This is a genomic window from Siphonobacter aquaeclarae (assembly GCF_900103285.1).
Lineage (GTDB): Bacteria > Bacteroidota > Bacteroidia > Cytophagales > Spirosomataceae > Siphonobacter > Siphonobacter aquaeclarae.
In genome coordinates this window covers 32,485-48,375 of sequence record NZ_FNGS01000002.1, presented here as the reverse complement: position 1 = coordinate 48,375, position 15,891 = coordinate 32,485, and the positions used below count along the sequence as shown (strand labels likewise).

At 54.7% G+C, this 15,891-nt stretch carries 11 protein-coding genes; 10 read left to right on the top strand and 1 reads right to left on the bottom strand.

The annotated features are described in order from the left end of the window. Positions 1 to 229: 229 nt before the first annotated feature. The 3 genes from BLR09_RS03680 (at position 230) to BLR09_RS03670 (ending at position 7,170) form a co-directional block, all read left to right on the top strand. Positions 230 to 3,796, top strand: coding sequence for a TonB-dependent receptor (locus BLR09_RS03680; RefSeq protein ID WP_176785440.1), 3,567 nt, complete (start codon positions 230 to 232; stop codon positions 3,794 to 3,796). A 15-nt stretch (positions 3,797 to 3,811) separates the two neighbouring features. Next, complete coding sequence (locus BLR09_RS03675; protein WP_093197964.1) at positions 3,812 to 5,617, top strand: RagB/SusD family nutrient uptake outer membrane protein; 1,806 nt, start codon at positions 3,812 to 3,814, stop codon at positions 5,615 to 5,617. A gap of 77 nt (positions 5,618 to 5,694) precedes the next feature. Further along, the gene (locus BLR09_RS03670; RefSeq protein WP_093197962.1) at positions 5,695 to 7,170 is read left to right on the top strand and encodes an FG-GAP repeat domain-containing protein; all 1,476 of its coding nucleotides are present in this window, start codon (positions 5,695 to 5,697) and stop codon (positions 7,168 to 7,170) included. On the opposite strand, the gene BLR09_RS03665 is transcribed toward BLR09_RS03670, so the two are convergent. After that, on the bottom strand, positions 7,171 to 8,349 hold the full coding sequence (locus BLR09_RS03665; RefSeq protein WP_093197959.1) for an acyl-CoA dehydrogenase family protein: 1,179 nt from the start codon (positions 8,347 to 8,349) through the stop codon (positions 7,171 to 7,173). A gap of 134 nt (positions 8,350 to 8,483) precedes the next feature. Between BLR09_RS03665 and BLR09_RS03660 the strand changes: the two genes are divergently transcribed. The 7 genes from BLR09_RS03660 (at position 8,484) to BLR09_RS03630 (ending at position 15,850) form a co-directional block, all read left to right on the top strand. Beyond that, positions 8,484 to 9,617: a glycosyltransferase family protein gene (locus BLR09_RS03660; protein ID WP_093197957.1), complete on the top strand. Its 1,134-nt coding sequence runs from the start codon at positions 8,484 to 8,486 to the stop codon at positions 9,615 to 9,617. A 212-nt stretch (positions 9,618 to 9,829) separates the two neighbouring features. Next, positions 9,830 to 10,543, top strand: coding sequence for a hypothetical protein (locus BLR09_RS03655; protein ID WP_093197954.1), 714 nt, complete (start codon positions 9,830 to 9,832; stop codon positions 10,541 to 10,543). A 24-nt stretch (positions 10,544 to 10,567) separates the two neighbouring features. After that, positions 10,568 to 11,794 carry an MFS transporter gene (locus BLR09_RS03650; RefSeq protein WP_093197953.1) on the top strand — a complete coding sequence of 409 codons (1,227 nt, stop codon included), beginning with the start codon at positions 10,568 to 10,570 and terminating at the stop codon, positions 11,792 to 11,794. 7 nt (positions 11,795 to 11,801) lie between these two features. After that, the gene (locus tag BLR09_RS03645) at positions 11,802 to 13,043 is read left to right on the top strand and encodes an SLC13 family permease (RefSeq protein WP_093197950.1); all 1,242 of its coding nucleotides are present in this window, start codon (positions 11,802 to 11,804) and stop codon (positions 13,041 to 13,043) included. A 49-nt stretch (positions 13,044 to 13,092) separates the two neighbouring features. Continuing rightward, a complete protein-coding gene (locus BLR09_RS03640) occupies positions 13,093 to 13,815 on the top strand; it encodes a hypothetical protein (protein ID WP_093197948.1) in 723 nt (240 codons plus the stop codon). Continuing rightward, positions 13,812 to 14,489: a response regulator gene (locus BLR09_RS03635; RefSeq protein WP_093197945.1), complete on the top strand. Its 678-nt coding sequence runs from the start codon at positions 13,812 to 13,814 to the stop codon at positions 14,487 to 14,489. Before BLR09_RS03640 ends, BLR09_RS03635 begins: the two co-directional genes overlap by 4 nt. A gap of 5 nt (positions 14,490 to 14,494) precedes the next feature. Beyond that, positions 14,495 to 15,850: a HAMP domain-containing sensor histidine kinase gene (locus BLR09_RS03630; protein ID WP_093197943.1), complete on the top strand. Its 1,356-nt coding sequence runs from the start codon at positions 14,495 to 14,497 to the stop codon at positions 15,848 to 15,850. Positions 15,851 to 15,891 lie beyond the last annotated feature (41 nt).

Genomic DNA, 15,891 nt, shown 5'->3' with positions numbered 1-15,891 from the left:
CCCGTAACCAAAATTGATGCCTATGATGTAAGTCGCCGTCTTCAAGTAAAAAAGTCGGCAGTGTGCCAGCACCGCCGACCGTACTCTCTCCACTTTTTCACTTTACGTGATGCAACCAGTCGCAGGGTTGCAGGTGGATGTTTTTTGTCGAATCGCATTTCAACAAAACAGTTTCAAATGTATGAAAAAAAGGAAACAAGTACTGTTGACTATTATGAGAATAACAGTAATGCAACTAGTACTGGCCATTACACTCGCGGGGGTGAGCTTTGCGCGGGAAAGCAAAGCCCAGGACGTGCTCAGCAAGCGGATCTCCCTGGACGTGCAGGGGCAAACGGTCAAGCAGGTTCTCAGGACCGTTGAGAAACTGACCAGCATCAAATTTGTCTACAGCTCTCACCTGATCCAGGCGGACCGGCGCGTCTCTCTTTCCGTTTCGAACGAGAGCCTGAGCCGGTTACTGGATCAGTTGCTGCATCCCCTGAATCTCAATTACGAAGTCTCCGGCGGTGTCATCATTCTGAGCCGTGCCAGCAGCCAGATACCTGTACGGGCTCCGGTTTCAGGAGGAGGGATGTCGTTTGTGAACCACCTGCCGTTGATTGTGGTGACGGGGAAGGTCACCGACGCCACAGGCTCGGGTATTCCGGGTAGCTCTATTCGCCTGAAAAACAGCACAATAGGTACCAATACCGACGCGGAGGGTAAGTTTACCCTCAACCTGCCCGAACTGAAGGGTACGCTCGTGGTTTCATCGGTTGGTTATGTGACGAAGGAAGTGGAAATCAACAACCAGTCGAGCTTTGTCGTGATTCTCGAAGCCGATACCAAACAACTTTCTGAGGTGGTAGTTGTCGGTTACGGTACCCAGAAAAAGAAAGACCTGACGGGCGCCGTCTCTGTGATCAACGTATCGCAAATGACCGAGCAGCCTACCTCTCAGATTACCAGTCAGTTGCAGGGTCGTGCGTCCGGGGTGACGGTCCTTGGTTCCGGTCAGCCGGGCGAAGCGCCGCAGATCCGTATCCGGGGTTTGAACACGTTCGGCAGCAACACGCCGCTGTATGTTGTGGACGGTGTGCCGACTCAGAACATTGCGGATATCAACCCGAACGACGTCGCGTCGATGCAGGTACTGAAAGATGCCGGTTCGGCTTCCATCTACGGTTCACGGGCAGCCAACGGGGTCATCATCCTGACGACCAAGCGCGGCAGCGGCAAGGTGAAAGTAACCTATGACGCTTACTACGGTACGCAACGCGTGAAGCAGGGAAATGTCTGGGATATTCTTTCGCCGCAGGACATGGCGAATCTGAAGTTCCGGGCGTTGAAAAACTCGGCTCCCAATGTGCCCGTCACGGATCAGCAATATGGTTCCGGAGCGACCCCGGTGTTACCCAATTACATCGAGCCTACTGGTGCACAAACGGTTGATGAATCCACTTATTTCGTTAATCCGAACTATACAAGTTCTGCTGAATTGGACAGGTTTAACCGGATTGTAAAAGCGAATAAGGGGGGGACAGATTGGTTCCATGAAATCTTCAAACCTGCTTCGATTCAAAGCCACAATATTTCGGTTAGTGGCGGAGGAAACCAGGGGAATTATCTGTTTTCGCTGAATTATTTCAACCAGCAGGGTACGCTGCTCAATACGTATGTAAAACGCTATACGATTCGTTCAAACAGCCAGTACAACATTTCCGATCACGTTCGTATCGGAGAAAACCTGGCGTTTTCTGTGACCGACAACCCCCGGATCAACGCATTAACAGAAGGTAGCGCTATTGGTATGGCATTCCGTATGCAACCGATCATACCGGTGTATGACATTCGCGGCAATTATGCTGGTTCGCATGGTGTCGGAATGGGTAATGCCAAGAATCCGGTTGCCATTCAGCGCCGTACCGCCAACAACGGCGGACTGAATAACCGTCTGTTTGGCAATATGTATATCGAGGCGGATCTTTTCAAAGACGTCACGGTAAGGTCCAGTTTCGGGGGCGAACTCTTTTCGGGGTCTTTTCACTCATTTGCTTACCCGGAATACGAAAACTCCGAAAATACGCCTACCAACAGCTACACCGAGAATGCGTTCAACGGTTTTAACTGGACATGGACCAACACGGCTACCTACTCGCATACGTTCAACAATACGCATGACCTGAAAGTATTGGTAGGTACGGAAGCTTACCAGAACCGTGGCCGTAACCTGGGTGGTACTACAACAGGTTATTTCTCTTTTGATCCGAATTATGTCAATCTTTCGACTGGCTCAGGTACGCCGACAAACTACAGTAACCGGTATGCGGACGCCCTGTATTCCCTGATTGGACGAGTTGACTATGGTTATGCCGGGAAGTATCTGATCAGTGCGACGGTTCGCCGCGATGGCTCTTCCCGCTTCCTGAACACGCAGTACGGCGTATTCCCTGCTTTCAGCGCTGGCTGGCGGATTTCTCAGGAGAATTTTATGAAGAACGTCAGTTGGATCACTGACCTGAAACTTCGCGGGGGGTACGGTATTATGGGTAACCAGTTGAATGTACTCGCGATCAACCCGTTCACTACCTACGGCGCGGTTAAGGCCAGCTCCTTCTATGACATCGCCGGCACCACGACGTCCATCATTTCAGGATTTCAGCGTACGCACATTGGAAATCCGGATGCGAAATGGGAAAAGAACGTAAACTCAAACATCGGGATTGACGCGACGCTGTTCCATGGTAAATTGGATGTAACTGCGGACTATTACGTGAAGGAAGTGAAGGATCTGTTATACAACCCGGAAATGCCCGGTTCGGCCGGCCAGGGGGATCTGCCTTACGTCAATATAGCGAAAATGCGCAACAGAGGCGTTGATCTTGCCATTACCTACAATGGTTCGATTACGAAAGATCTGACCTTCAACGTCACGGGAACACTGACTACTTATAACAACAAGATCCTCACCGTTGCGACAGGTACCAGCTATTTTGATCAGGAAGGACGCCGTTTTAACGGAAGCAATATCGTTCGGAACGCCGTAGGGCATTCGATCGGCCAGTTCTTTGGCTATAAAATCGACGGATTCTGGAATAATCAGGGAGAAATCGATGCGGCGAATGCTGCTGCCCGTGCGAAGACCGGAAATGCAAGTGCCGTCTATCAGAATGAGGTCGCCGTTGGTCGGTTTAAATATGCAGACGTAAACGGCGATGGTCAGATCACCGCTGACGACCGGACGTTCCTTGGAAACCCGAATCCGAAATTCAGCTACGGTGTCAACCTGGGTTTGAACTACAAGAATTGGGACTTCAGCATCTTCCTGTACGGTGTTCAGGGGAATGATATCTGGAATAACGTACGGTGGTGGACGGATTTCTATCCCAACTTCGCCGGAGCAAAGAGCCGGACCGCCTACTACGATTCGTGGACTCCGGAGCATATGAACGCAAAAGCGCCGATTCAGGAAAACAGCGGTTCTTTCAGTACTACTACTGTACCGAACTCGTATTATGTTGAAAAAGGAGGGTATCTCCGTGCAAAAAATGCGCAACTCGGCTACACGTTCCCTGCGGCGCTGCTAAAGAAGGTTGGTGTACAACGTCTGCGCGTATATGTTCAATCGGCAAACCTGTTCACGATCACAAAATACTCGGGATTGGATCCTGAAATCGGAACGACGGCGAACACCAACAACTCGTCTAACGGAAGCCTCAACCAGTCGATTTCGAACAATACTTCATTCGGCATCGACGAAGGGGTTTACCCGAATCAGCGTCAATTCCTGTTGGGTCTGAACCTGTCATTCTAATCTGAAAAGAATCCGATGAAAGCAATACGATACATCCAATTAACCAGTGTTCTGGCTGTCAGCCTCGCGATTTCTTCATGCCAGAATTCTTTCCTTGACCAGCCTGCGCTAGGTGCGCTCAATGACTCGCAGCTACAGAGCAATGCCGGTGTACAAACGCTACTTGTTGGCGCTTACGCCGTTCTCGATGGAGTAGGTGCAGGCGCCGCCAACCCCTGGGATGCTGCCCCGGGCAACTGGATTTATGGGAGCGTAGCCGGTGGCGACGCTCACAAAGGCTCGGATGGTAGCGATCAGGCGGGGATTAACTCCATCATGCAGTATAGTCACGATGCCAGCAACGGTTTCTTCAACAGTAAATGGAAGGCGGTATACGAAGGCGTGAATCGTTCCAATACTACGTTGTTCTATCTCAAGAAAGCGAAGGATATCACGGATGCAGATGCCAAGACTATCGAGGCGGAAGCCCGCTTTCTGAGGGGACATTATTACTTCGAACTGAAGAAAATGTTCAAGATGGTTCCCTGGATTGACGAAACAACAACAGACTACGCGAAGCCGAATGTCGACGATTTTAAAAAGCAGAATACGGAAGATATCTGGCCCAAAATTGAAGCCGATCTGAAATTCGCTGCCGACAATCTTCCTGCTACCCAAAGTCAGGTGGGCCGTGTGAATAAATGGGCGGCTCTTGCTTACCTGGCCAAGGCGTACCTGTATCAAAACAAATATCAGGACGCCAAAACAGCCTTCGATCAGGTGATTTCCAGCGGCGTAACTTCCAATGGGTTGAAGTATGGCTTGACCGACAAGTACGAGGATAACTTTGATGCAGCGGCAAAGAATAACAAAGAGTCCGTCTTTGCGATTCAGATGGCTGCAAACGATGGTACAAATGCCATCGACAATGCTAACTCGGGCCAGATGCTGAATTTTCCATATCAAAGCCCCTTCCGCTGCTGCGGATTTTACCAGCCTACTCAGGATCTGGTGAATTCGTATCGGACAGACGCAGACGGGCTGCCGTATGTGGACACGTACAACCAGACTGCTGTTAAAAATGACATGGGCCTCGCCAGTTCGACGGCCGAGAAACCGACTACTTTTGATCCGGATCAAACGGCCCTCGATCCCCGGCTTGACTGGACAGTTGGACGTCGCGGCATTCCTTATCTTGACTGGGGCAATCACCCTGGTCAGACCTGGATTCGCAGTCAGCCTTATGCCGGGCCGTACTCGCCGAAAAAGAATGTCTATTGGCAATACAATCAGGACAAGTATGCCGACAACCACTCCTGGGCACCCGGTACGGCTATCAATGTGCTGATTATCCGTTTCGCAGATGTTCTCCTGATGGCCGCCGAGGCGGAGGCACAACTTGGCAACCTCGCAAAGGCGCAGGAGTATGTTAACCTGGTCCGTGCCCGGGCGGCAAACAAAACCGGCTGGGTTTATAAGTATCAGGACGAAACAAAGCCAATGGCGGGCTTTTCAACCACTCCGGCTGCCAATTATAAAATTTCAGTTTATCCGGATGGTAAGTTCGCAGCTCTCGGCAAAGCCGGCGCACTGAAAGCGATCTATTTTGAGCGGAAACTGGAGCTGGCAATGGAAGGTCACCGGTTCTTTGACCTGTCCCGCTGGGGGATCGCCGAAGCGACGCTCAACGCCTACATCGCCTACGAAAGCAAGATCACCACAGACCTCACCGGCGGACATTTTACGGCCGGTAAGAATGAGTACTTCCCGATTCCGCAGCGCCAGATTGACCTGACAACGATGGGAACGACGAAGACCCTGACACAAAATCCCAGTTATTAGTAATCAGTAGAATGGCCAGGTAAAAGAGGCAGACGATCGTCTGCCTCTTTCCTTTTATTTTTCGGAAAATAATCACGATGCGACTCCACTGGCTGCCTTTTGCTTTTCTGACCCTGATACTGTCCGGCTGCGGCGGTCCTTCCGCCCCCAAAGAGGAAACCGGCGAGCAACTCGCCCAAACCTATTGCAGTTCCTGCCACCTGCCGGTTAAACCCGGCCAGCTCGATAAAGAAACATGGCTCAAACACGTCCTGCCTGCCATGGCGCCGAAACTGGGCATACCCGTCTCGGCGTACGGAGAGTATTACCAGGTGGCGAACAGCCAGGAGAAATCGGCGCTTTCCTTCGCGCAGTGGCTGAAACTGGTAGATTATTTCGAAAAAAACGCGCCGGATAGCCTCGGGGAAGAAAAGCGTGAACCGCTTCTCGAAGACTGGTCCGTTTTTCAATTGAAGAAGCCGGCACCCGGATCCCGCCCGGCGATGACCCTGATGGTGAAAATGCACGAAGGGACGGTCTTTTCCGGTGATGCCGATCCTCCGTTTCTGACCCGCTGGTCGAAAGACCTGAAGGCTTCTGCCGCGCCGGAATTGCCCTCCATGCCGGTAGAGGCGGTATTTGCCAAGCCTGGCGAAGCCTATTTTACCGCGATCGGAAGTATGATGGCGGTGGATCAGAAACTCGGGCAGCTCGTCCGGGTTGACCTCGCATCAAAAAAAGTAACGCCCATCGCGACCCAGCTTCAGCGGCCGGTACAATCTGTTCCCGGTGATTTTAACGGAGACGGCCTGACCGATTGGCTTATTTGCGGTTTCGGACATAATCAGGGAGGTATTTACCTCTCCACCGCCCGCGCCGACGGTACCTACGAAACCCAGATCATTCACGAAGTACCCGGCGCTACACAAATTGAAACCGGTGATTTTAACCGCGACGGCCGGCTGGATTTCATGGCGCTGATGGCGCATGCCGACGAAGGTCTCTGGCTCTTTACCAATACCGGTAAGGGTGTCTTTCAAGCGAAAAACCTGCTTCGTTTTCCGCCGCTGATGGGTTCGACGGGTTTTCAGCTCTCGGATCTGAACAAAGACGGCAAACCCGATCTGATCTATACGGCGGGCGACAACAGCGATTATTCCAAAATTCTCAAGCCGTATCACGGCGTGTATGTTTACCTGAATGAAGGGGATTTCCGGTTTAAGCAGGCCTGGTTTTATCCGGTAAACGGCGCAACAAAGGTGATTGCCCGGGATTTCGACGGCGACGGCGACCTGGATCTCGCCACCATCGCGTTCTTCGCCGATTTTCAGAAACGGCCGAAGGAAGGATTCATCCTGTTTGAACAGGACAAACCCCTCCATTTTCGCGCGCACGGGCTGCCGATCGAAAAGGAAGGCCGCTGGATGTGTATGGATTCCGGCGACCTGGACGGCGACGGCGACGAAGACCTCGTACTCGGAAATTTCTCCGTCGGATTCAATAACCTCGATCACTTCAAGCCGTTCTGGGACCGGCAAACCCCGTTTGTTGTCCTCGAAAACAAAACGAAATAGCTATTTGAAAGCAGGAATGCCGGTAATTTCCGCGCCGAGGATGAGCAGGTGAATGTCGTGGGTACCTTCGTACGTGACGACCGACTCCAGGTTCATCAGATGCCGCATGATCGGATACTCGCCCGTAATACCCATTCCACCGAGCATCTGACGGGCCTCCCGGGCGACGGTCAATGCCATGTCCACGTTGTTTCGTTTGGCGAGGGATATCTGGGAGGTCGTTGCCTTACCGGCCTGTTTCAACGTACCGAGCCGCCAGCAAACCAGCTGTGCCTTCGTGATTTCCGTCAGCATTTCCGCCAGTTTCTTCTGTACCAATTGGAAAGATGCCAGGGGTTTATCAAACTGAATCCGCTCGGCTACGTACCGGCGGGCGGTATCGTAGCAATCCATCGCGGCGCCTAGCGCTCCCCAGGCAATGCCGTACCGGGCCTGGTCGAGACAGCCCAGCGGTCCGCGCAGGCCTTCTGCCCCGGGAAGCAGGTTTTCTTTCGGAACCTTCACATTATCAAAAACCAGCTCGCCGGTGATGCTGGCCCGCAGCGACCATTTGTTGTGAATCTCCGGCGTTGTGAAGCCATCCATTCCTCTCTCTACAATGAGGCCGCGTATCCGGCCTTCGTCGTTTTTAGCCCAGACAACGGCCAGGTCGGCATAGGGCGAATTGGAAATCCACATCTTCGACCCGTTAAGGAGATAATAATCGCCTTTGTCTTCAAAGCGGGTACGCATCCCGCCGGGGTTGGAGCCGAAGTCGGCTTCGGTCAGCCCGAAACACCCCAGCCATTCGCCGGATGCCAGTTTGGGCAGGTATTTCTTCCGCTGCTCTTCGGAGCCATATTGGTAGATCGGCCACATCACGAGAGAACTCTGAACCGAGACCGTTGACCGCAGGCCGGAATCGCCCCGCTCAATTTCCTGACACATTAACCCATAGGAAAGGGCGTCCAGTCCGCCGCCGCCATATTCCGGCGGCAGGGTAGGGCCAAAGACGCCCAGCTCGCCGAAAGCCCGGACGAGATGCCGTGGAAATTCCGCTTTCTGGGCATAGTCTTCAATAACAGGTGAAACTTCCTTTTTGATGAAGTCACGGACGGACTGCCGGACGAGCTTGTTTTCTTCCGAAAGCAGATCGTCAAGTCCGTAAAAATCAGGGGATTCGAAGTTGTCGGTTTTCATGAGGTTTGGATGAAGCAGCGTTTTTTCCGAAGGTAAAATAGGAAGAAAATCCTGCGTTCGGGGAATACCAGCGCCCGGAAACGCTTACAGATGGACTATTTTTGCACCTTGCCGCCCATCCGGCAGTTTCTCGCATGCGTACCCTCACGATCGTCAACCGACATTATCCCCCTAATCCCGGCATCACGGGAGAATCAGCCTGGGACCTTGCCCAGTACCTGATCGACCGGCACGGTACCGAAGTACATATCGTGCACATCGACCGGACGTATGACGGGGGCGGGGCTGTCCGGCAGCCTGTCGGGATTACCCATCCGGTACGGACGATTTACGAGGGAAAAAATCCCCTGCTGCGGTTTATTGCCGGTCCGCTCGACGGCTTCCTGCTTCTCCGGAAGGCCATCCGTCTCAACAAAGGCCCCATGATTGTTATGACCAGTCCGCCGTTGCTGCCCTTCTGGGCGTCGTGGCTGCTGGGAAAACGGAAATGGGCGCTCTGGAGTATGGATTTGTTTCCGGAGGGCTTTGTTGCTGACGGAAAGATCAAAGCCACCAACCCGATCTACCGCTGGGTGTTGCGTAAAACCTACCGGAACGCGCCAGGCACACTGATCGCCCTCGGGCCGAACCAGGCTGAACTGATTCGCCGGAAGTATCATAAAGCAGTCAGAACCATATTGTTGCCCTGCGGCGTATTGCTGGATCAGGCCCGTGACGAATCCCGACCCGCCTGGAGAAAGGAAGATGGCAAGCTATACCTCGGTTATGCCGGGAACGTGGGGGAGGCGCATTCGGCTGTGTTTCTGGAGCAGGTTATCCGGCAGATTGACCCGCAGAAACAGCAACTTATACTGGCGCTGTACGGGACGAAGTCGGAGGCCCTGCTGCGCCTGGCACAAGACCGGCCAGGCATTACCATTCTCAAAAACATTCCCCGGAGTCAGCTGCACTGGCTTGATATACAGCTGGTGAGCCTGCTGCCGCGGTGGACGCACATCGCTGTGCCGTCGAAGGCGGTGAGCGCGGTATGCTCCGGTTCTCCGGTTTTGTTTTGCGGAAGGCGAGAGGCCGACACCTGGGAGCTGCTTCAGGACGCAGCCTGGCTGGTAGAAGACAACGCTACGCTGGAGACGCAGATCGCCCGGTTTCTGGGGGACACGACGCCCGAAGAAGTCGAACAAAAGAAGCGGGACGCCCGTATGGTTGCCCGGCGGCTGGCCGATATGGTGGAGCAGGCATATGCGAAAATCGCTTTGCTGGATGCCTGATCACGACTCAAACGATCTTCCGGTAATGTACCAATAGTCCGACATCGCCTCGTTGATGAGGAATGTCGTTGTGATCCCGAACGGTTCGGGATGAACGCGCAGATATACGTCTCAAAGGCAGTACGGAGATGAAGGAAAATTAATACCCGATTCATACCGTCTTCAGGTCGCAGCAGGAGTTTTGATCCCGTTAAGATCAAAAACAAACTGACATGAAAAGCGAACTGAAAAAAATCACCGTTGCCGTCGCCATCGCCCTGTGTGCCACGGCCGGCTATGCTCAGCAACCCGGCCAGCTTCTTCCGCCGCCTCCCGCACCACCTCATCGTCCGGGGATGGCTCCTGCGCCACCGGCACGGCCGGGCGCTGTCACACAACTGACTACTCTTGACGGAAAGATTCTGGAGTACACGACAAACGACCGCCGCGAATACGACGGATTCACGTTCCAGTCCTCCGGTTCAACGCTGGCAATCCGGTTTCCGGCCCACCTGGCTGCCCAGCTTCTGAAAGTGGCTCCGGCCGGAAGCTCAGTATCGCTTGGCGGTGCGCAGGACGAGACGCCGGAGGGCCCCATCTTCCACCTCTACAGCCTCCGGAAAGGGGAGACGGTCGTTTCCGACAATGTCCCTGCCGCGCTGCCCGATCCGGCTGCCGAGCGGGCGAAGGATTTCAAAGGCAATATCACCGAGCTTAGTCACGATCGCCGGGGTATGATTAACGGTCTGATCCTGAGCGGGAAAATGCTCATCAACCTGCCGCCGGCGGCTGTCGGGCAACTGAGTCAGTACCTCAAACCCGGAATCAGTCTTTCGGGTACCGGTGTGCAGCGGGCGAAACCGGCAGGAGTAGTCACAGCCGACAACCTGGATACCGTTGATGCCAGGACGCTTTCCATCTCCGGCAATACCTATCTGGTCCGATAACGAAAAGCAAAGGAACGTAAGGATATGAAACCGATCCCGCCGCACGGTACTCAATGGCCTTTATGGTCGCTGAGAGCGCTCAACTTCTTCATGGCAGATGTTCAGGCAGGCATCGGACCGTTTCTGGGCATTTTTTTGCTGAGCAGGGGCTGGCAGAGCGGGCCTATCGGTACCGTGATGACGATCGGCGGAGTTGCGGGTATGTTGATGATTGCTCCGGCAGGGGCAATCATCGACATCGTCCCGGACAAACGCCGGTTTGTGACCATACCGTGTCTCTGCATCATGTTTGCCTGGTCGCTCGTCCTGATTTCTGACAGCTTTTGGATGGTTACCTTGTCGCAGGTCGCGATTGCCGTAGCGGGAGCGGCGATTGGTCCGGCTGTAATAGCGATAACGCTCGGAATCGCGAGGCAGGCCGGTTTCAACCGGGAGAATGGCTATAACCAGGCATTTAACCATGCCGGAAATGTCGTCGGTGCAGCGTTGTCAGGCTACCTGGGAATGAGGTGGGGTATGACGGCGATTTTCCTGCTCTCTTCACTTTTCGGCGTGCTGGTTGTCCTGAGTACCTGGGCAATTCCGGCGGGCAGCATCGACAATCAGGCTGCCAGAGGATCGGGGAAGGCCGAAGAAGGTGAAGATACCCCGGCTGTTACGGTTCTTGCGGGCCGGAAACCCCTGCTGATACTCGCGCTGGCGCTCGCCTGTTTTCACCTGGGGAATGCCGCCCTGCTGCCGCTCTATGGGATGGCTGCCGCAGCCGGGTCAAAACAAAATGCATCGGCGTTTGTTGCCATGACAGTCATTATTGCGCAGCTGGTGATGGCAGGTGCTTCTTTGGTGGGGATGAAGATGGTCGACAAACGAGGGTACTGGCTCGTGATATTCATTTCTTTTATCTCCCTTCCCATCCGCGGGTTTATCGCAGCGAATATGGGCAGTGATTTCGGAATCTATCCGGTACAGATCCTCGACGGCATCGGCGCGGGACTGCAAAGTGTGGCCGTGCCGGGGTTAGTCGCCCACTTGCTGAACGGCACGGGGCGCATCAACGCCGGGCAGGGGGCCGTCATGACGATTCAGGGTATCGGCGCGGCGCTGAGCCCGGCAGTAGGCGGATGGATTGCCCAGAGTATGGGGTACGATATGGCATTTGTTATTTTGGGAAGCTTCTCCTTTGTGTCAGTCGGATTATGGCTGGCTTACTTTAAAACTGTTTCACCGGAGTGCAATCCGGTTGTCCAATAACCATCGCATGAGTCCTGTTTTTTTGATTTACCTGATTGCATTTGCGGCGGTTGCCGGGGTGATCACGCGGCCGTTTGGCGTACCTGAGTTCGTCTGGGCTCTGGCCGGCGTAGTAGCCCTGCTGACTTTCCGGCTGATCGGCATGCAGACGGTCGCGGCGGGAATAAACAAGGGTACAGACGTTTACCTGTTTCTGACCGGGATGATGCTGTTGGCCGAAACAGCGAGGGGAGAAGGGGTGTTCGACTGGCTGGCCGGACATGCGGCGGGTTTTGCTGCCGGGTCGGGTGTGCGCCTCTTTGCGCTGATTTACCTGGTAGGTATCGTCGTGACGACATTCCTGTCCAACGATGCTACCGCTATCGTACTGACTCCGGCAGTAGCGGCCGTCACCCGCAGGGCGAGTGTGCGGCGTCCGATGCCTTACCTGTACATTTGCGCGTTTGTCGCCAACGCGGCGTCGTTTGTCCTGCCCATTTCCAACCCGGCTAACCTGGTGATGTACGCCAGCCGCGTGCCGCCTCTGTCGAGCTGGCTCAGTATGTACCTGCTGCCGTCTTTTGCGGCGATCCTGGTTACGTTCCTGGCATTGCTATGGACGCAGCGGAAGGCGCTGCGCGAACCGGTCGCCACCGATATTCCGGCGGAACGCCTGTCGCGCGGCGGACGGATCGCCCTGTCCGGTGTTGTCCTGACAGCGCTGGCCCTGATCGGCGCTTCGGCGATGGATTGGCAGTTGGGGTGGCCTACTGCTGTTGCCGGGGCTTTTGCCTCGGCGGCGGTGCTCGTCGCCGGCCGGAGAGGTCCCTTCGCCCTGATCCGGAGCATCTCCTGGGGCATTTTGCCACTGGTGGGCGGACTGTTTGTGCTGGTCGAGGCGCTGAGTGAAACCGGTTTGGTGCAGGCGCTCCACAACGGGCTGGCGGCAAGCGCCGGCAAAGCCCCCGTGGCAACTGCCTGGCTGAGCGGGCTTGGCACCGCTTTCGGATCCAACCTGGTCAATAATTTGCCTGCCGGGCTTGTGGTAGCGGGAGCCGCCGGCGGCCTGCCTGCCATTGTTCACAGCAGCCTGCTCATCGGAATTGACCTCGGGCCGAATCTGTCGGTAACCGGTTCGCTGGCGACGGTTTTATGGCTAGCGGAATTGAAGCGGAACAAACTGCATGTTACGGCCGGACAGTTTCTGTTGCTGGGCGTCGTTGTGATGTTGCCCGCGCTCTGTGCGGCGCTGGCCGTTTTGCTGATCTGATTACATTTACGGAGAACCTGTCCCGCGGGAAACTAGCCATTCATGTCATATGCCGCCTGTTAAAGACCGGAATCAACCTGCAGTCACGACCCTGCTGATCGGCTGCATTCTTGTGCTGCTGGTGATAATCGCCGTTTTGCTGGTGAGAATGGGACCGCCGGGGCCGCCGCCCGGGCCACCGGGGCCGGAGCGGGGACCTGCCACACCGGAGATGCTGAAAACCGTCACCGGAAAAGTAAACGGATTCGCCGACAACGTCCACCTGGATATCAATCGGTTGCAGATCGAAAAAGCCGGCCAGGGTATGCTCACGTTCGAGTTTCGGCCACATACCGCAAGCGCCGTGACCGGCGTCGCACAGGCAGGAGACAACGTCGAAATCGCTTATGATACACAGCCCAACGACGAAGCCATTGTCTACCGCCTGCACCGCATTACCAACCTGAATACCGGACAGGTCGTTGATGTCGATCAGCTTCCTCCGCCACCGCGAATCCCGCCGGGACAGCGGGCGGAGGTTTTTAACATTAGCAACCCGGAAGTCATCACAGACGGCTACGGCGGGATAGCGGCCCTGAAAGTACCGGGCAGGCTTTTCCATTTCAAGCCTGAACAGGTGGAGGATATTCAGGCATTAATCAAAAATGCCCGTCAGTGTACCCTGCTGGCGGTGAACCGGTCTGACGACCAGGGCTTTGTCAACAGCGACCGGGACAAAGTCTACATCGTCATCAGCATCACCATCAACAACAAAACCTTTACAATCCGATGAAGATACTGGTTGTGGAAGACGAGCAGAAACTCGGCGGTTTTATCTGCGCCGGACTGGTTCAGGCCGGGCATGTTTGCGACCATCTGACAGACGGAGCGAAAGGACTCGAAGCGGCGATGGTCAATACCTATGACCTGATCCTGCTGGATCTGATGCTGCCGTCCATGAACGGCTTCGATTTCCTGGATAATCTCCGCCGCTTTGGTCAGGAGACTCCGGTGATCATTCTGAGCGCCCTTGCCGATACCGAAACGGTCATCAAAGGGCTGGATCTGGGCGCCATCGATTACCTGAGAAAACCCTTCGAACTGGACGAACTGCTCGCGCGGGTGCGTACGGCGCAGCGGAGAACAACCGGCCAACCCGCGTCGAAGCTGACATTCGAAGACCTTGAAATGGACTTGCTCAGCCGCGAAGTCAGCCGTGACGGGCGGAAAATACCGCTCAGCAACCGCGAGTTTTCCTTACTGGAACTGCTGGTCAGCAACGCCAACCGGGTAGTAACCAAAGCCCGGATACTGGAAAAGGTCTGGGATATGAATTTCGATCCGGGAAGTAACGTAATCGAGGTGCACTTGTACCAGCTGCGCAGAAAGATTGATAAAGATTTCGACGTGCCCCTGATCCACACAGTCATCGGCAGCGGGTACATGATCAAAGCACCATCAAAATAGAAAAGATGCTGAGCAGAAACCCGGGTATCCGCTTGAAAATCACGCTGGCTTTCAGCCTGGTTTTTGCGTTCCTGAGCATCGCGCTGAATCTGTATTGCTACCACCGGATCCGGCAGCTGATCATTGGTGATAACGACCTGTATCTGCTTTCCCGGGCCCGGTCGCTGCTCGACAAGACAGAAGTCAATCCGGTCATTATTCCGTTGCCGGACAAGAATGCCGCCATGCGGGTATTCGTGCGCCAGCGCGATGGGTCGAACACCATCCTGTTCGAATCGCCGGGTGAGATACACCGGATTCCGGTGCCTGCCGGACAGGGCGTGCGGGATATCGGAAATCTCCGCGTCGCCTATGTCGCGAGCGACAATCCCGAAAACCCCGCCGAACTGATGCTCGCGGTAAGCGGAGACGCCCTGCGGGCTACGCTGCAATACCTGCTGTTTTTGTTGCTTTTGTCTACGTTGCTCAGCGTGCTGGTTTCGGGCGTTATTTCGTATTGGATGGCCGGCCTCTTGTTACGTCCCGTTCAGCGGATCATCGCTACCACGCGGAATATCAACGCGGGGCAGTTGAGGGAACGCGTCCCTGTCAACCAAAGCAATGACGAACTGCAGGAACTCGCCGAAACGATCAACCAGATGCTCAGCCGGATTGACGCAGGCTTGCAGCAGCAGCAGAACTTTTTCGCATCGGCCTCGCATGAGCTCAAAACGCCGCTGGCCGTAATGCGCACCGAGATTGAAGTAAACCTGAAAAAGCCGACCGTTTCGGAGGAATTCCGGGAACTGCTTTCCAGTCAGTTGCAGGAAATTAACCGGCTGCAAAACGTCGTTCATGAGTTCCTGATCATCAGCCAGATCAAAGCGGACAAGCTGCTATTGAACAGCGAATGGTTCGATTTGTCCGAACTATGCCTGCGGGTTTTCCGGCAGCTTAAGCCGCTGGCTTCCGTTAGAAACATGGAATTTAACCTGGTTTTCGATCACAATACAGACGATTTCAGCCTGTGCGCCGATCGCGAGAAAATCAGGCTCGTTCTCATTAATCTGCTGGAAAACGCCATCAAATATGGGAGAGAGAGTGGAGTAGTGACGTGCTTTGTCGGGAAGATTTCCGACGGCCAGCGCATGAATATCCGCATTGAAAACCAGACAGAGCAGCGCGTTATGGATACCGCAAACCTGACATTGCCTTTTCACCGCGAAAGCGCCCTTCAGGCCGGTGCAGGCATAGGACTGTGGCTTTGCCAGGAGATACTTGCTGCGCATCAGGCGGCGTTTGTTCTGAGCAGCCGCGACTATTGTTTTTCAGCAGCCATCACGTTTCCATTGGCGTATGCACCGGAAACGCAGGCGGAATAGACTCGTCTGAAAACGATTGCCGGCGGCAGGCAACCGCGGAT